The organism is Micromonospora sp. 4G55, from assembly GCF_016803375.1.
The window spans coordinates 1-16,901 of record NZ_JAEVHN010000072.1 but is presented as its reverse complement, the minus strand read 5'-3'; the positions used below and the strand labels follow the sequence as shown (position 1 = coordinate 16,901).

The following is a 16,901-nucleotide window of genomic DNA, read 5'->3' as shown; positions in this document are numbered from 1 at the left end:
ACCTGCTCGACACCTCGGGGGGCGGCGGCGCGGCCGAATCGACGGTCGCCGGGGGCGACGCCGCCTCGGCGACGGCACCCTTCCGGGTCACCGGCGCACCGCAGAACAGCGGCATCGACTGGACCCCGCAGGCCCTGGCCGGTGGCGCGGCCTCGACCGTGCTGCCCCGGGTGGCCACCGACGGCCCGGGGCTGGCGCCGGGCGGATCGACCGAGAAGGCCCCCCAGGGGGAGCGGCGACCGTCCGGCATGGGGCTCGGCCGGCTCGCCGCCGCAAGCGCGCTGGACGCCTGTCTGACCGACGTCGCCGCCGAGCACGGGCGCGGGGCGATCACCATCGAACTGCTCGACTACGCCCGCTTCCAGGGGGAACCGGCGCTCGTCCTCCGGTTCGCCGATCCGTCGGGAGAGCGCTGGGCCTGGGCGAGCGGCGCGGAGTGTGGCGTGCCGGGATCCGGCGCGGACACGCGCTACCGGGCGCGGGTAGGGTGAGGTCACGGTCGCCGGCCATCCGTCGCCGCGTGACGTGACCCACCGGATGACCGGTTCGGGAATCCCCGGTTCGTACGATGACGTTCTGCAAGTCAGCCGCCGGCGTCGCTGAGCCGTCGGCACTCGGATCGGCGTCGTCCCGGCGGTAGGTCAGCCGGGGGCGGATGTCGAACACACACATCGGGAGACGGCAGTGGACGAGGTCCGCAACCTGATCATCATCGGCTCCGGGCCGGCCGGTTACACGGCGGCGGTCTACGCCGCGCGCGCCAACCTCAAGCCGCTCGTCATCGAGGGTGTGCAGTCCGGCGGCGCCCTGATGACGACCACCGAGGTGGAGAACTTCCCCGGCTTCGCCGACGGCATCCTCGGCCCCGAGCTGATGGACAACATGCGCAAGCAGGCCGAGCGGTTCGGCGCGGAGTTCCTGACCGACGACGTCACCCGGGTCGAGCTGCAGGACACCGGCATGATCGGGTCGGACGCGGTCAGCACCGTGTGGGTCGGCGAGACCGCCTACCGGGCCAGGGCCGTCATCCTCTCCACCGGTTCGGCCTGGCGTCCGCTGGGCGTGCCGGGCGAGCAGGAGTACCTGGGCCACGGCGTGTCGTCCTGCGCCACCTGTGACGGTTTCTTCTTCCGCGGCCAGCACATCGTCGTGGTCGGCGGTGGCGACTCCGCGATGGAGGAGGCGAGCTTCCTCACCCGGTTCGCCGACTCGGTCACCATCATCCACCGGCGCGACTCGTTCCGCGCCAGCAAGATCATGGCCGACCGCGCCCTCGGCAACGACAAGATCAAGGTCGAGTGGAACAGCACCGTCGAGGAGATCCTCGGCGCGGACGGCAAGGTCAGCGGCGTACGGGTCCGCAACGTGCACACCGGCGACACCAAGGTGCTCGACGTGACCGGCGTCTTCGTGGCGATCGGCCACGACCCGCGCAGCGAGCTCTTCCGGGGGCAGGTGGAGCTGGACGACGAGGGGTACGTGAAGGTCCAGGCGCCGAGCACCCGGACCAGCGTGCCGGGTGTCTTCGCCGCCGGCGACGTGGTCGACCACACCTACCGGCAGGCCATCACGGCGGCCGGCACGGGCTGCGCCGCCGCCCTCGACGCCGAGCGCTTCATCGCCACGATCAGTGGCTGAACAACCGAACAACGAAAGTCCCGGAGGAGGGTCATAGTGGGAGCAACAAAGGTCGTCACCGACGCGAACTTCGCCACTGATGTGCTGAAGTCCGACAAGCCGGTACTGGTGGACTTCTGGGCCGAGTGGTGCGGGCCGTGCCGCAAGGTCTCCCCGCTGCTGGAGGAGATCGCGGGCGAGATGGGCGACCAGGTCACCATCGTCAAGCTCAACATCGACGAGAACCCGGAGACCGCCCGCGCCTACCGGGTGATGTCCGTACCGACCCTCACCATCTTCAAGAACGGCGAGCCGGTGCAGTCGATCGCCGGCGCCAAGCCCAAGGGCGAGCTGGTCCGGCTGATCGAGTCGGCGCTCTGACGTTCCCAGCATCGGAACCCCCGTACCCTCCCCGGGTGCGGGGGTTCCGTCGTTCCCGGCCCTGAGCTGGGCGAACGCCGGGTGGACCGCCACCGGGCACGGTACGCTCCGTAGGCATCCGCTACGCGCCAGAGCACTCCGGTCGCGCGACCGTGGCGCCCGCCCAGCCAGCATTCGTGCAGAGGGGGTCGTGCGTGCGTCCGATCCGACCCGGTGACCGTGGGCCCGCGGTGACGGAGATCCGCACGGTCCTGACCGGCCTCGATCTGCTTCCGCCCGCCACCGGCGACGAGTTCGACCTCGCCACGGAGCGCGCCGTCCGCGCCTTTCAGCAGTCCCGGGGGCTCAGCGTCGACGGTCGGGTGGGTGCCGAGACCTGGCGCGCCCTGGACGCCGCCCGCTGGCGGCTGGGCGCCCGCACCCTCTACCACGCGGTGCCCGAACCCCTCAGCGGCGAGGACGTCCGGTCGCTCCAGGAGCGGCTGCTGGAGATGGGGTACGACGTGGGCCACGCCGACGCCATCTACGGCGTCCGTACCGCCCGCGCGGTGGCCCAGTTCCAACGCGAGGTGGGCCTGAAACCGGACGGTTCCTGCGGCCCGCACACCATGGGTGCGCTGCGCCGCCTCGGTCGCAAGGTGGTCGGCGGCCGGCCGCAGTGGCTGCGCGAGTCCGACGCGATCCGGCAGTCCGGGCCGACCCTGGTGGGGCGGACGGTGGTGATCGACCCGGGCCACGGGGGCACCGACCCGGGGGTGGTGGTGCCGGACGGCCCGCTGCGCTGGTGCGAGGCGGACCTGGTGTACGACCTGGCCAGCCGGCTGGAGGGACGCCTGGCGGCCGCGGGCGTACGGGTGCAGCTGACCCGTGGCCCGACGCCGGCGACGTGCCTGCCGGACACCGACCGGGCGCAGTTGGCCAACTCGCTCGGCGCGGACGTGTTCATCTCGCTGCACACCGATGGGCACGCCAACCCCGAGGCCGACGGGGTGGCCACCTACCACTACGGGACAGACAACGGCGTCACCTCGGCGACCGGGGAGCGGCTGGCCGGGCTGGTGCAGCGGGAGATCGTGGCGCGTACCGGGCTGCGGGACTGCCGTACCCACGCCAAGGCCTGGGACCTGCTGCGGCTGACCCGGATGCCGGCGGTCCGCGTCGAGGTGGGCTACCTCACCTCGCCGCTGGACCGGAACCGGCTGGTGGACCCCCGGTTCCGGGACAAGGTGGTCGAGGCGATCGTGGCGGCCGTGCAGCGGATGTTCTTCCCGATCGAGCGGGACGTGCCGACGGGCTCGATCGACGTCAGCGAGCTGCGCAAGGTGGTGGCCGCCGGCGCGGTCATGGACTGAGCCGCCATCGCAGGGGCTTCCGGCGGGGCCCTCAGGCCTCAGCTGGTGGTCGCCCGGGTGGCCGGCGCGGGACGTACCGGGCGGAGCAGGGTCTCGGGGCTCATCGAGCCGAGCAGCTTCTCCAGCGCGTACTCGACGTCGGACTTCCAGCTCAGCGCGGTGCGCAGCTCCAGGCGCAGCCGCGGGTAGCGCGGGTGCGGCCGGACGGTCTTGAAGCCCACCGAGAGGAAGAAGTCCGCCGGGGCGACGCAGGCCCGGGTCGCGTCGTCGCCGTCGCCGAACTTGGCGTCGCCGAACGCCTCGATCGCCTTGATGCCGCGCTTGGTGAGGTCCCGGGCGACGCCCTGGACGAGCATCCGGCCCAGCCCGCCACCGGCGAACGAGGGCACCACGTTGGCGGTCATCAGCAGCGCCGCGTCGGCGGAGACCGGCGAGGTGGGGAAGGCCATCGACCGGGGGACGTAGGCGGGCGGAGCGTACATGACGAAGCCGGCGGGCATGCCGTCGACGTAGGCCAGCTTGCCGCAGGAGCCCCACTCCAGCAGGGTCTGGGAGACCCAGGCCTCCTTCTCCAGGCCGGGGTCACCGGCGGCGCAGGCCCGGTCGGCGGAGACCGGGTCGAGCTCCCAGTAGACGCACTGCCGGCACGGGCGGGGCAGGTCTTCCAGGGTGTCGAGGGTCAGACTGACCAGACGTCGCGACATTGGCGCATCCCCACAATAGGCTCGGAGGTGAAACCAGCGCGGAGGAGTCGCCGCCGCCTTCCTGCCCCCCGACGAGCGATCGTACGCCGCCAGCCGACCGTACGGGAGGGGACGCGCGAACGACCACCCAAGCCGGGGACGGCGGTCCGGGATGTGGACGCGGCCCACGTCAGGGGTCCCGGGGTGGCGGCCGCGGACTAGGATCGACCAACCGGCGTCCCGCGCCGCCATGGGCGCCGGCTGCACGGGTACCACACGGGGCGGGAGCCCGACCGACACCCGACCGAGGTGATGTCATGACCGGCACGACGCTCGACGACTACACCGACCGGTACGCCCGGCGCGTCCGCGGGATGACCGCCTCGGAGATCCGGGCGCTCTTCGCGGTGGCCAGCCGGCCGGAGGTCGTCTCGCTCGCCGGTGGGGCACCGTACATCGCCGCGCTGCCGCTCGACGCGGTCGGCGAGATGCTGGGCAGGCTCGGCTCCGAGCACGGGGTGACCACCCTCCAGTACGGCATCGGCCAGGGCACCCTGGAGCTGCGCGAGCGGATCTGCGAGGTGATGGCCCTCTCCGGCATCGACGCGTCCTGCGGCGCCTCCCCCGAGGACGTGGTGGTGACCGTCGGCGGCCAGCAGGCCCTCGACCTGGTGGCCCGGCTCTTCCTCGACCCGGGGGACGTGGTGCTCGCCGAGGGCCCGACGTACGTCGGCGCGCTCGGGGTGTTCCAGGCCGCCCAGGCCCAGGTGGCACACGTGCCGATGGACGACGAGGGGCTGATCCCCGAGGCGCTGGAGGTGGCCATCGCCGACCTGGCCCGCGCCGGGCGCCGGGTGAAGTTCCTCTACACCATCCCGACCTACCAGAACCCCACCGGCGTGACGCTGAGCGAGGAGCGCCGCGAGCGGGTGCTGGACATCTGCGAGCGCGCCGGCCTGCTCGTGGTGGAGGACGACCCGTACGGTCAGCTCGGTTTCGAGGGCGAGGCGCCCGCGCCGCTGCGGGCCCGCCGCCGCGACGGGGTCTTCTACCTGAGCACCTTCTCCAAGACCTTCGCCCCCGGCCTGCGGGTCGGCTGGATCCTCGCCCCGCACGCGGTCCGCGACAAGCTGGTGATCGCCAGCGAGGCGCAGATCCTCTGCCCCAGCGGCTACGCCCAGGCGGCCGTGGCGACGTACCTGTCGACGATGCCGTGGCGGGAGCAGCTGAAGGTCTACCGGGAGGTCTACCGGGAGCGGCGGGACGCGATGCTCACCGCGCTGGAGGACCTGATGCCGGCCGGCACCACCTGGACCACCCCGGCCGGTGGCCTCTTCGTCTGGGCGAACCTGCCGGACGGCCTGGACGCCAAGGCGATGATGCCCCGCGCCATCGCCGCCCGGGTCGCCTACGTGCCGGGCACCGGCTTCTACGCGGACGGCTCCGGCACCGGCAACATGCGACTCAACTTCTCCTTCCCGTCGCCGGAGCGGATCCGGGAGGGCGTCCGCCGCCTCGCCGGCGTGATGGAGCAGGACATCGCCATGCGCCGGGTCTTCGGCACGGTGACCCCGGCCGAGCGCCGGCGGCAGGGCGGCGCGGACGCGCCGGGACCCGACTTGGCATGATTCCGGCATGGCCGTGACCTCTGCCGGGGCAACCCCCGTGACCGATCCCGCTGTCACCGCCGACCTGCACGTGCTGGTGCTCGCCGGTGGCCTCTCCTACGAGCGGGACGTATCGCTGCGTTCCGGCCGCCGGGTGCTCGACGCGCTGCGCGCGGTCGGCGTGGAGGCGGAGCTGCGGGACGCCGACGTGGCGCTGCTGCCCGCCCTGGCCGCCGACCCGCCCGACGCGGTGGTGATCGCGCTGCACGGCGCGACCGGCGAGGACGGTTCGCTGCGCGGCGTCCTGGACCTCTGCGGCGTGCCGTACGTGGGCTGCGACGCCCGCGCCTCCCGGCTCGCCTGGGACAAGCCGTCGGCGAAGGCCGTGCTGCGGGAGAACGGCATCCCCACCCCCGACTGGGTGGCGCTGCCGCACGACCGCTTCTCGGAGCTGGGCGCGGTGGCGGTGCTCGACCGGATCGTGGACCGACTGGGGCTGCCGCTGATGGTGAAGCCGACCCAGGGCGGTTCCGGCCTGGGCGCCGCCGTGGTCCGGGACGCCGCGGCGCTGCCCGCCGCGATGGTGGGTTGTTTCGCGTACGACTCGACGGCGCTGGTCGAGCGGTACGTGCCCGGCATGGATGTGGCCGTCTCCGTGGTGGACCTCGGTGACGGCCCGAGCGCCCTGCCGCCGGTGGAGATCGTGCCGCGCAACGGCGTGTACGACTACGCGGCCCGCTACACCGCCGGCCGGACCACCTGGCACGCGCCGGCCCGGCTGGACAGCGCCGTCGCCGACACGGTCACCGAGGTGGCGCTGGCCGCGCACACCGCCCTGGGCCTGCGCGACCTGTCCCGGGTCGACCTGATCGTCGACGCCGACGGCCGACCGCACGTGCTGGAGGTGAACGTCTCGCCGGGCATGACCGAGACGTCGCTGCTGCCGCTGGCGATCCAGGCGGCCGGGCTGGACTTCGGCCGGGTGCTGGGGTCGCTGGTCAGCCGCGCCGCCGCCCGGCGCGGCTGACCGCTTCCCGCGCGTGCTGCGCTGCCTTCGCAGCGGCCGGTTTTGAACTACCCGCCCGCTGCGTAGGGCCAGCGCTTCGGTGAACTACCGCCGGATCGGGCCGAGCACCGGCGCCACCGGGGCGGACCTGGACTTCGCCCGCCGCCGCTCGCTCTCCCGGCAGCAAGACGAAGACCGCGTCCAGTGGGTCGACGTTCCCCCGGTTACCACTTCGCGACGGTCTTCGCCGGCTGCGCGCTCTCTGCGGCGGCCTCACCTCACCGGCTCGGCTCCTCGGTGGGGCTGCGCGGCGGCCTGGCCGCCGACGCCATTCCAGTCCCGTTGACTGCCGGCGTCAGCCGAGCGGGCCCGGTCACGGTATCTGTCGCCGTCCCGGCGTCGTCACCGTCCCGGGATCGTCACCGTCCCGGGATCGTCACCGTCCCGGGATCGTCGCTGTTCCCGGGGTCGTCCCCTCGCCGGTAGCGTCGTCGTGCTGGGGAGCGTCACCCTCCAGGCCGCCGTTGCTGTTCTCCGCACCGGCGCTGTCCGCGTCGGCCGTCACCTCAGCGTCGTCGCCCGCAGTGCCCTCGTCGCCCGCCCTGACGTCGCCCGTGTCAGCTTCTGCGGCGGCGGCGTCCAAGTCGTCGGCCGGTACGGGCGTCTCCTCGTCCGACTCGATTACCGACACCGGCTCCTCCTGCTGCTGCTCTGCGGCCTCCTGCTCCCGAGAGGCCTGCGCGGACAGGCTGGACGGCGCCTGCCACTGGATGCGCGGCGGCTCGGCCAGTGGGCGTCCGCCGAACTCGGCCAGCCAAGCGGCCACCATGGCGAGGTTCTCCCGCCACCGGGACTCGGAGATGGGCGGCAGGATCGAGTCCCACAGCGACAGGAAGGTGCCCCGGAGCTGGAGCCGCCCGTACGGCCGGGCCAGGAACCACATGTGCAGGTGCGCCGACCCGTCGCCCCAGCGGTTGACGTGCACGCGGGCGACGCCGTCCAGCGACCGGATGGCGCGTTCCAGTCGTACCGTCATGACCCCCAGCTCGGCGGCGAGCAGGTTGGGCAGGTCGCCGAGGTCGAGGTGGGAGCGGGACTCCAGGATCAGCACCATCGGCAGGCCGGTGGGCCGGTCCATGGCGCGTACCCGCCATCGTTCGCCCACCCAGATGTAGGCGTCGTCGGGGGCGTTGCAGGCCGTGCATTCCCGGTGCCCTTCGCCCTTGCGGGGCGGCTCGACCGGGACCGGATCATCGAGGTGCTTGATGCGGAGGTCCCCCTCGAAGGGGAAGGAGGGCCACTGGGTGAAATCCGGGACTGCGGGAGGGGTGTCGTGCACGACGCTGACCCTAACCGAGTCGGAGACCGCTGTCCCTACCCGAACGACGACGATCGTGAGGCCGTCTCGTAGGTGGCGGGGTGTCCACCGAGTGCGCACCGAGGCCGCCTGAGAGCGGTTGTCCACAGGCTGGTGAGATCACCACCACAGCACGTCATCCACAGGCCAGCACGCCGTTTGACACCGTGTTTCACGTGAAACGAGGGGTGCCTGTGGAAAACCGCTGTGGATAACCGGGGGGTTGAATCCACAGCCCGACCACAGGCAGCGCGGGCCCGTTTCTCCCAACGAGCGAAGCGCCGGTTGGCTGCTGCCCGAAGCGGCGCTTCTGCCGGGCGTCGCGCGCCGAAGGGGCACCGCGATGGGCAGTGCGATGGGCAGTCCAGTCGTCGGCGCGCCTTATCTTCGATCTGCCGCAGCCGGTGTTCGGCTTCAGCGGGCCCGCGCCGCACGGGCCATCCTCGGTCCGGATCGCCTCCACGTCGTAGCGAGCGTCGGAGGCTGAGGCTGAGCGATCCGTGGGTTGGCTTGGACGACGCTTGCTCGTTTCACGTGGAACCTCGGCGGTTTCACGTGGAACACCGGGAGGAAGCCTTGCCCATGTGGGCGATCGGGCGCGGCGATGGCGGACCCCGCCGGGCAGCGCGCAGATGCGGAGCGACCGTCGTGGCCGTCCAGCCGGCCCGATGGCAACCGGCCGACCTCATGGAGCGAGGCGATTTGCCGCGCGGAGCGGTGGGCGCCCGTGATCGCCCCCCGATTGCGGCGTGTCGCGGTGCCCGAGCCCGGCGATACCGCGACACGCTGACCCCGGGGCCGCGTGGCGTTCATTGGGTTCGACCGGGTAGTTCGGCGACCTGGCCGCCATCGGTTCCGGCCGCGACCGGGTGGCGGTGTGGCTCCCTCTCGCCGTGATCCACAGGCCCACGATCGCGTCTTTGGGGGCGTTCCGGCCGCGCCCGTCGAAGGCACAGCCTTGCCGTTCAGATCGATCCGGCGGGGTGCCTGAGTCCTGGGCATGTCATGGGAGTGCATTCCCAGCGCCTCGTTTCACGTGAAACGAAGTACCCGGCCGAGCGGACAGGCGTCACCCCTTCCCGCCGGAGCAACCGTCGAAGCCCCTCAGGTGCCCCAGGCGGGACACGGTCGCCTCACCGCGACCCTGCTTGCCTCAGGAGCCCGCCAAGGGCTCAGGCGACGCTACAGGCCCTCCTATGACTGCCCCTGAAGGGAGGTCAGCGTGGGAGCCCCACGCCTACAACGTCGTCACCGAGCCGACGCCCGCCGCCGGCGAGGGCAAGTAGCCGGTCCGACGGGCAACCCGTCCGCCCAGTACGCGTTCACCCCCGTAGAGCACAGACGACGGCGACACCTTCCCGCACTGCGGTCGGCGCCTGCGTTCATAGAGGAGTCACCCCCCGCGCGTCCGTTCCGAGCGAGGCCGGTGATGGAGCCTGCCGACCACATCGCGAGTCCGGCGGGACGCTGCGAGCGCCGCCCACCCCAGCACGAACCGATCGCTCCTGCCGGTTCGCAAGCCATCCGCTGCCTGCCATCGGTCCCGCCGCCGGACACCGCGATCCACTCCACGGGCAACCCGAGTCGCGGGTCGAGCAGGTCTCGGTGAAGTGCCCAGCGACGCAGCCATCCGAGGAAGCCGGCGGCGGCACCGGGGCCCTCGCTGGCCTCCGCCCCACCCACCAGGGCGCACCGGTTTCACGTGAAACACGTCGCCGCCATCCCGCGCCCACGCCACCGACGCCGGCGCAGCCCGGCCGCGAGCCGCGCCGCCATGTCGTGGGTACGCCGGGCGATCGCCCGCAGCCCGTCCGGGCCTGCAGCCGCGGCAGGAAACAAACCGGCCGCGTGCCCTCAGGGGCGACGCGGCCGGTGACAGAACCAGGGCGGGGTCAGTCCTCCGGCTCCTGCTCGCCGACGCCGATGATGCCCACGATCCGCTCCAGGTCGTCCACCGTCGCGAACTCGATGGTGATCTTGCCCTTGCTCCGGCCGATGTCGACCTTCACCCGGGTGTCGAAGCGGTCGGAGAGCCGGTCGGCCAGATCGGTGAGCGCCGGGGCGTGCGGCTTGGTACGCCGCTTCGCCGCCGGCGTCTTCGCCGGCCCGTCGTTGAGCGCGAGCGCCACGATCTCCTCGGTCGCGCGTACGGACAAGCCCTCGGCGACGATCCGCAGGGCGAGCTGTTCCTGCGCCTCCGCCTCGTCGAGGCTCAGCAGCGCCCGGGCGTGGCCCGCGGAGAGCACGCCGGCGGCGACCCGACGCTGCACCTGCGCCGGCAGGTTCAGCAGGCGGATCGTGTTGGAGATCTGCGGCCGGCTACGGCCGATCCGCCGCGCCAGCTCCTCGTGGGTGGCGCCGAACTCCTCCAGCAGCTGCTGGTAGGCCGCGGCCTCTTCGAGCGGGTTGAGGTTCGCCCGGTGGATGTTCTCCAGGAGGGCGTCCCGGAGCATCGCGTCGTCCTTGGTGTCCCGGACGATCGCCGGAATGTTCTCCCGGCCCACCGCCTGGGCGGCCCGCCACCGGCGCTCGCCCATGACGAGTTCGTACTTCTCGGCGTCGAGCTGGCGGACGACGATCGGCTGGAGGAAGCCGACCTCCTGGATGGAGGTCTTCAGCTCCTCCAGCGCCTCCTCGTCGAAGACGTGCCGGGGCTGCTTCGGGTTCGGCACGATCGCGTCGACCGGGATCTCGGCGAAGCGGGCACCCGGCACCGGGCTCAGCTGCGGCTCAGGCGGCGCCGACGGGATGGCGACCGGCGCGGTCACCGCCTCGACGGAAGGGGTGCCCGCCGTACCGTCGCTGTCGGCTTCGACCGGCGCGGTGAGGGTGCTGCCCGGCGCCTCCGGTGCCGGCCCGGTCGGGATCAGCGCCCCGAGCCCTCGACCCAGACCGCCACGGGGACGGTTCTTCATGCGACGCCTCCCAGCGACTCGTGCGCACTACGCATTCCGGCTCACCGGCTCCTTGACACCGCGCTCGGCGATTTCCTGGGCGGCCTCGAAGTAGCTCGTCGCCCCCCGCGAACCGGGATCGTAGGTCATCACGGACTGCCCGTAGCTGGGTGCCTCGGACACCCGGACGTTGCGCGGGATGACCGCCTGGAGGACCTTGTCGCCGAAGTGGTTCCGGACGTCCTGCTCGACCGCGTCGGCCAGCCGGGTACGCCGGTCGTACATGGTGAGCAGGATCGTGGAGACCTCGAGCTTGGGGTTGAGGTGCTGCCGTACCAGGTTGATGTTGTTGATCAGCTGGTTGAGGCCCTCCAGCGCGTAGTACTCGCACTGGATGGGGATCAGCACCTCCTGCGCGGCGACCAGCGCGTTGACCGTCAGCAGGCCGAGCGAGGGCGGGCAGTCGATGAAGACGTAGTCGAAGTGACCCGGGTACGCGGCGATGGCCCGGGCCAACCGGGACTCCCGGGCGACCACGGACACCAGCTCGATCTCCGCGCCCGCCAGGTCGATGGTGGCCGGCACGCACCACAGGTTGGGGATGCCCTCGACCTCCTGGGCGACCTCCTCCAGCGGCACGCTGTTGATCAGGCAGTCGTAGACGTCCGGCACGCCGGTGTGGTGCGGCACGTTGAGCCCGGTCGAGGCGTTGCCCTGCGGGTCGAGGTCGACCACCAGCACCCGGTTGCCGTGCAGGGCGAGCGCCACCGCAAGGTTCACCGTGGTCGTGGTCTTACCCACGCCGCCCTTCTGGTTCGCGACGCACATGACCCGGGTCCGGTCGGGCCGAGGCATGGTCACCTCGCCACTCGGATTCAGGATCTGCACGGCGCGCATCGCCTCCATAGCCAACGGTGGGTCATCCTCTTCGCGCGTCGGGGTTTCACGTGAAACGTACGCGGCGGCGGCCGGGTCGACGGTCACGCCCCCGGCCGCCGGCCCCGGCGTGTTCGCGGCGACGGACTCGGAGTCCGCCACCGCGCCCGGGTGCGGCTGCTGGGGTACGGCGGGCGGCACGTTGCCACCGACCGGTGTCTCGAAGCGGGACGGTGCGCCGGAGTTGCGTTGAACCGGGGCGGTGCGGTCGCTGGGAGCGTTGACCGGCCGGCCCGCGTCGTCCGCGATGGGCGGCGGCGGAATGTACGACTCGGGAGAGGGGCGTGCGGCGCCGACCGCGGGCACGTCCCGACCGACCACCGGATCGCAGTCCGGCGGGCCGGCGGAACCCGGCGGGCCGTCGGCGGGCCGGGAGTCGTGGTCGGTTTCACGTGAAACAGGGTCCACTCCGGAGGGAAGGCCCTCCGGGCGTCTCACCCGTGGATCGTCGTACCTGCCGTCGTCATGCACCTGTCATCCCTGCCCGCTCCGGATGGTCGGTCCGCACCCCGTCAATCAGGCCACACGCGCACTCGCACCGCAGCGCGTACGGTCCCGGCGGGAGCGGTCGGGACCCGGTGCGCCCGACGCCCGCCCGCCCCACACTATCGACGCGCGGCCAGCCTACGGGGGACGGGCGCGGCGGGTCCATCTCGGTTGTCCGCCGGCCGGTGCGACACGCCGGAACCCGAGCGGGGATCATCGAGCGCGCTTGCGTCCGCCCCGTGAGCGCTTGGGTGCCTTCTTGGCGGACGGCGGTCGGACCACCCGCTCGCGCACGATCTCCACCACGGTGGCCGGCGGGTCGATGACGCCGACCCCGCAGAGGTGCACGCTCGGCTCACCGCCACCGAGCCGGTCGACGGTCTCGGCGTGCTCCGCGATCTCGTCCGCCGCGGAGGAGCCCTTCACGGCGATCAGCCGGCCGCCGGGTACGACGAGCGGCAGGCACCAGCCGGAGAGCCGGTCGAGCGGCGCGACCGCTCGCGAGGTCACCACGTCGGCGCTGAACGGGCCGGTGCCCGTCGCGTCGGTGGCCGCCTCGTCGGCCCGGCCCCGGAACACCCGGACCGTCTTGGCCAGCCCGAGCTGCTGTACCGCCTCGACCAGGAAGGAGGTCCGCCGGGCCAGCGGCTCGACCAGGATCACCTGGAGGTCGGGACGGGCGATCGCCAGCACCAGCCCGGGCAGCCCGGCACCGGAGCCGACGTCGATGACGCTGGCCCCTTCCGGGATGCGCTCGGCTACGGCGGCACAGTTGAGCAGGTGCCGGTCCCAGATCCGGGGCGCCTCCCGCGGGCCGATCAGGCCGCGCACCACCCCGTCGGTGGCGAGCAGTTCGGCGTACGCGGCCGCCAGGTCCAGCCGGTCACCGAAGAGCGTCCGGGCCGCCGGGGCCAGCTCGGCCGGCAGCGCGGCGTCCTCCGGCGAGGGAACGGGGCGGACAGGCGACGGCCCGGGCGGCGTGCCACCCGGGCCGGTCACGGCGTCGGCCGTGGCGTCGTCGTGGGTCACCCGCTCAGTCCGCCGGCCGGACGATGATGCACCGGTTCGGCTCGACGCCCTCGGACTCGCTCTCCACACCGCTCATGGCGTTGACCACGTCGTGCACGCACTTGCGCTCGAAGGCGGACATCGGCTCCAGCCGGACCGGCTCGCCGTGCTCCTTGACCTTCTCCACCGCGTTCTTGGCCACGGCGGCGAGCTCCTTGCGCCGGGTGGCGCGGTAGCCGCCGACGTCGAGCAGCAGGCGGCTGGGCGCACCGGTCTGGCGGAACACCGCGAGCCGGGCCAGCTCCTGGAGCGCCTCCAGGGTGGCGCCGCGCTGGCCGACCAGGTTCTGCAGCCGGGCGCCGACCACCTCGACGACCGGACGCCCGCCGGAGACCAGCTCGTCGATGTCGCCGTCGTAGTCGAGGATGTCGAGCAGGCCCTCGATGTAGTCGGCAGCGATCTCGCTCTGCGCGAAGAGCTCGCTCTCGCCGGCGGCCTTCTTCGGGGCGGCACCCGCCTCGGCCGCCGCCTCCCCGGCCTCCTCGGGCTCGCCGTCACCGGTCGCGGCGGTCGGCACGATCTCCTCGTCCACGGACTGCTCCGCACTGGGGATGCTGGTGTCGGTCACGGTGTCATCTCCGTACTCGCTCGGCCGGACCGTCGGGTCCGCTGGTTTCCCGGGGCGCCCGGCGGGAGAAGGCCGGTGCCCACGGGCACGTCTTGTACGGGCAGTCTCGCCCGTGACGCGCCAGGCGCGGCGGTTCCGGCCCGGCGCCGGCCGTACGGCGGCTGCGCGATGCCGGAAGGCCGCCGCCGGTGGTCCCGACGGCGGCCCTGGGGTCAGCCCTGCCGCTTGGCGGGCCGACCCTTCTTCGGGTTGGTGGGCTTCGCACCCGGCTTCGGCCCGGCGACCTTCGGCGCGGCGGGCTTGGCCGGCACCTGCGCGGCCGGCTTGGCGCGGTTGAGGAAACCACCGATCTTCGTCGGCTGCACCGGGCCGCGGTTGCCGGTGGTCGCCTTGTTTCCGACGACCCCCTTGTTGGTCACCAGCGGCGGGAACTTGCGCAGCACCCACTGCTGCTGGCCGAGGGTGAAGAGGTTGTTGGTGACCCAGTAGATGATCACACCGATCGGGAAGATCGCGCCGGAGATCAGCAGCGACAGGGGGATGCCGTAGAGCATCAGTCGCTGCACCATCCGCTGCTGCGGGTCCTCCGCCCAACCGGTCTTGAGGATCATCTGGCGGCTGGTCAGGTAGGTGGTGCCCATCATGACCAGGACCAGGATGCCGGCGATGATCTTCACGGTGGTGCCGTTGGCGCCGAGGCGGGCCAGCTCGTCGGCGGTCGAGCCGAACTTGCCGGCGATCGGGGCGGTGAAGAGCTTCGCGCTGGAGGCGCTGTTGAACTGGTCGACCGACCAGCCGTACAGGGTCTTGCTCGACTTGCCCGGGTCGAGGCGGCGCAGCACGTGGAAGAGGCCGAGGAAGACCGGGATCTGGAGGAACATCGGAAGGCAGCCCATCAGCGGGTTGGCCTTTTCCTTCCGGTAGAGCTCCATCATCTCCTTCTGGAGCGTCTCCCGGTCACCCTTGTGCTTCTCCTGCAGCTCCTTGACCTTGGGCTGGAGCGCCTGCATCGCCCGCTGCGACTTGATCTGCTTGACGAAGACCGGGAAGAGGATCACCCGGACGGTGACCACCAGGAAGATGATCGAGAGGATCCAGGCCCAGTTCGTGCCGAGCACCGCGCCGACCGGCACCTTGATGGCGTCCCAGGCCGAGTGCCAGGTCAGCAGGATCCACGAGATGGCGTAGTAGATCCAGTCGAGACTCAATTCTCAGGCTCCAGTCACGTCGGCACGGCGGCGGCCGCCCGGCTCGGGCACCGGGTCGTGTCCACCTGGGTGGAAAGGGTGGCAGCGCGACAAGCGCAGGACCGTCAGGCCGGCTCCCCGGAGCGCGCCGTGCCGCGCCACCGCCTCCAGGGCGTACGCACTGCACGACGGGTAGAACCGACAGCGGGCCGGCAGCGCCGGGCTTATCCAACGACGGTACGCGATGATGGGACCACTCAGCACTCGGGCACCCAGGCTGGTAGGCCGCGAACCGGCCGATCCGGTGCTCATCGGGACCGCCGCCCCCGGGGTGCCCGTGCGGCGGCGATCGCCGCGTCCAGGTCGGCCCCCAGCCGGAGGTAGTTCGCCTCGGCGGCGGCCGGCAGTGCGCGTACCACCAGGGTGCTTCCCTCGGGCAGCGCGGCCAGGCGCTCGCGGACCAGGTGCCGCAGCCGGCGCCGGACCTTGTTGCGGACCACGGCGGGGCCGACGGCCTTGGACACGACGAAGCCGGCGCGGGTCGGCGCGGAGATCATCTCCGTGCCGCTGACCCGCGCCGGCTCCGGCGAGGTTGTCGCGGTGGGTTCGGGGGTTGCCGGCAGCGTCAGGTGAACGACGACGGCACCTCGTCCGGCGCGTCGGCCACCCCTGACCGCTGCGGCGAAGTCAGTGCTGCGCCGCAGTCGCTGTGCGGCCGTCAGCACGACTGCCCACGTCCCCCGGACCGGACCCGGTCGGCTCAGGCCGACAGGCGGGTGCGGCCCTTGGAGCGGCGGGTCGAGATGATGGCGCGACCGGCCCGGGTGCGCATGCGCAGCCGGAAGCCGTGGGTCTTCGCGCGCCGGCGGTTGTTCGGCTGGTAGGTGCGCTTGCTCACGTCAGGCTCTCCGTTTTCGTACGTCCACGGCGCGGGATCGCCGGGGTCGTGTGGTGGTCCAGGCCACCTCGGCGGTGACCTCCGATCCATGCTGCCCGGCGACCCCGGGACCTCGGCGATGCGGGGAAGCGATCGCGGACAGCAAGCACCCATCACCCTAGCAGAGGGCGACAGAGCAGCCCCTCCAGCCTACGCAGGGGGGCAATGACCGTCAAACAGGTCGCTGGAGGCACGAGCAGGGCGGCCGTACGACCGAACCGGCGGTTTTCACTGATGCCGCCAAGCGGCCGGAGCGTCGGCGGTTGATGGTGCCGGGCCGTCGCTGTTACCGTGCCCGATTGCGGTCAGCGTCGGGGGTCCGGGTTGTCGCTGGCAGGCAAGACCGGACACGGCAGTGAATCGTTCGCCACGGTGAACCCGCGCAACGTCCCGCCCGACCAGGGGGGCAGGTCCGACCCGCGCACGGCGGGCGGCACAATCGGTCGGTACACACAGGCTGTGGATAACTTGTGGATGCCGGTCGGTCAGCCGCCCGGTGGGGTGAGGTACCACCCGCTCGAACGCGGTGGCGGGCCCGGAACGGCCGACTGGACGACAGCGGCGACCGGGAGCAGAGGCGAGGGGGTGGCACGACGGTGGCCGGTACGACCGACCTTGCCGCGGTGTGGACCGCGGCGACGGACGAACTCGCCGACGAGATCATCTCCGCGCAGCAGCGTGCGTACCTGCGGCTGACCCGACTGCGGGCGATCGTCGAGGACACCGCGCTGCTCTCCGTCCCGGACGCCTTCACCCGGGACGTGATCGAGTCCCGGCTCCGCCCGGCCATCACCGAGGCGCTCACCCGGCGGCTGGGCCGGC

The 16,901-nt window shown here is 72.3% G+C and carries 16 protein-coding genes and 1 pseudogene; 7 read left to right on the top strand and 10 right to left on the bottom strand.

Annotated features, from left to right (window positions below; genetic code table 11):
* The 4 genes and pseudogenes from JNW89_RS09320 to JNW89_RS09305 all read left to right on the top strand — a co-directional run.
* Positions 1-491 (top strand): annotated as a pseudogene (locus JNW89_RS09320) (hypothetical protein); the annotation flags it as partial.
* A gap of 193 nt (positions 492-684) precedes the next feature.
* A complete protein-coding gene (gene trxB / locus JNW89_RS09315; RefSeq protein ID WP_238448562.1) occupies positions 685-1,638 on the top strand; it encodes a thioredoxin-disulfide reductase in 954 nt (317 codons plus the stop codon).
* A 36-nt stretch (positions 1,639-1,674) separates the two neighbouring features.
* On the top strand, positions 1,675-1,998 hold the full coding sequence (gene trxA, locus JNW89_RS09310) for a thioredoxin (protein WP_088959679.1): 324 nt from the start codon (positions 1,675-1,677) through the stop codon (positions 1,996-1,998).
* A 194-nt stretch (positions 1,999-2,192) separates the two neighbouring features.
* Positions 2,193-3,350, top strand: coding sequence for an N-acetylmuramoyl-L-alanine amidase (locus tag JNW89_RS09305; RefSeq protein WP_238448561.1), 1,158 nt, complete (start codon positions 2,193-2,195; stop codon positions 3,348-3,350).
* A gap of 38 nt (positions 3,351-3,388) precedes the next feature.
* Here JNW89_RS09305 and JNW89_RS09300 read toward each other — a convergent pair whose 3' ends face one another.
* On the bottom strand, positions 3,389-4,054 hold the full coding sequence (locus JNW89_RS09300) for a GNAT family N-acetyltransferase (protein ID WP_154941042.1): 666 nt from the start codon (positions 4,052-4,054) through the stop codon (positions 3,389-3,391).
* Between the two features lie 296 nt (positions 4,055-4,350).
* On the opposite strand from JNW89_RS09300, the gene JNW89_RS09295 reads away from it, so the two are divergent.
* The gene (locus tag JNW89_RS09295) at positions 4,351-5,661 is read left to right on the top strand and encodes a PLP-dependent aminotransferase family protein (protein ID WP_238448560.1); all 1,311 of its coding nucleotides are present in this window, start codon (positions 4,351-4,353) and stop codon (positions 5,659-5,661) included.
* 7 nt (positions 5,662-5,668) lie between these two features.
* The gene (locus JNW89_RS09290) at positions 5,669-6,667 is read left to right on the top strand and encodes a D-alanine--D-alanine ligase (RefSeq protein ID WP_375155067.1); all 999 of its coding nucleotides are present in this window, start codon (positions 5,669-5,671) and stop codon (positions 6,665-6,667) included.
* Between the two features lie 415 nt (positions 6,668-7,082).
* On the opposite strand, the gene JNW89_RS09285 is transcribed toward JNW89_RS09290, so the two are convergent.
* The 9 genes from JNW89_RS09285 to rpmH form a co-directional block, all read right to left on the bottom strand.
* Entirely contained in the window at positions 7,083-7,760 is a 678-nt protein-coding gene (locus tag JNW89_RS09285) for a hypothetical protein (RefSeq protein WP_255540598.1), read from the bottom strand.
* Positions 7,761-9,895: 2,135 nt separating this feature from the next.
* Positions 9,896-10,918, bottom strand: coding sequence for a ParB/RepB/Spo0J family partition protein (locus tag JNW89_RS09280; RefSeq protein ID WP_238448557.1), 1,023 nt, complete (start codon positions 10,916-10,918; stop codon positions 9,896-9,898).
* Between the two features lie 27 nt (positions 10,919-10,945).
* The gene (locus JNW89_RS09275; RefSeq protein ID WP_375155066.1) at positions 10,946-12,304 is read right to left on the bottom strand and encodes an AAA family ATPase; all 1,359 of its coding nucleotides are present in this window, start codon (positions 12,302-12,304) and stop codon (positions 10,946-10,948) included.
* A gap of 228 nt (positions 12,305-12,532) precedes the next feature.
* Complete coding sequence (gene rsmG, locus JNW89_RS09270) at positions 12,533-13,234, bottom strand: 16S rRNA (guanine(527)-N(7))-methyltransferase RsmG (RefSeq protein ID WP_238448563.1); 702 nt, start codon at positions 13,232-13,234, stop codon at positions 12,533-12,535.
* A gap of 118 nt (positions 13,235-13,352) precedes the next feature.
* Positions 13,353-13,955 carry a R3H domain-containing nucleic acid-binding protein gene (locus JNW89_RS09265; protein WP_238448556.1) on the bottom strand — a complete coding sequence of 201 codons (603 nt, stop codon included), beginning with the start codon at positions 13,953-13,955 and terminating at the stop codon, positions 13,353-13,355.
* Positions 13,956-14,167: 212 nt separating this feature from the next.
* Positions 14,168-15,163, bottom strand: a complete 996-nt coding sequence (gene yidC / locus JNW89_RS09260) for a membrane protein insertase YidC (RefSeq protein ID WP_238448555.1) — start codon at positions 15,161-15,163, stop codon at positions 14,168-14,170.
* Positions 15,164-15,166: 3 nt separating this feature from the next.
* On the bottom strand, positions 15,167-15,454 hold the full coding sequence (yidD, locus tag JNW89_RS09255; RefSeq protein ID WP_088959669.1) for a membrane protein insertion efficiency factor YidD: 288 nt from the start codon (positions 15,452-15,454) through the stop codon (positions 15,167-15,169).
* A complete protein-coding gene (gene rnpA, locus JNW89_RS09250; protein ID WP_238448554.1) occupies positions 15,451-15,867 on the bottom strand; it encodes a ribonuclease P protein component in 417 nt (138 codons plus the stop codon). The genes yidD and rnpA overlap by 4 nt, the downstream gene beginning before the upstream one ends.
* A 35-nt stretch (positions 15,868-15,902) precedes the next feature.
* A complete protein-coding gene (rpmH, locus tag JNW89_RS09245; protein ID WP_117668129.1) occupies positions 15,903-16,040 on the bottom strand; it encodes a 50S ribosomal protein L34 in 138 nt (45 codons plus the stop codon).
* A gap of 635 nt (positions 16,041-16,675) precedes the next feature.
* Here rpmH and JNW89_RS09240 point away from each other — a divergent pair.
* On the top strand, positions 16,676-16,901 hold a 226-nt coding region (locus tag JNW89_RS09240), incomplete at its 3' end, for a DnaA N-terminal domain-containing protein (protein WP_309139965.1).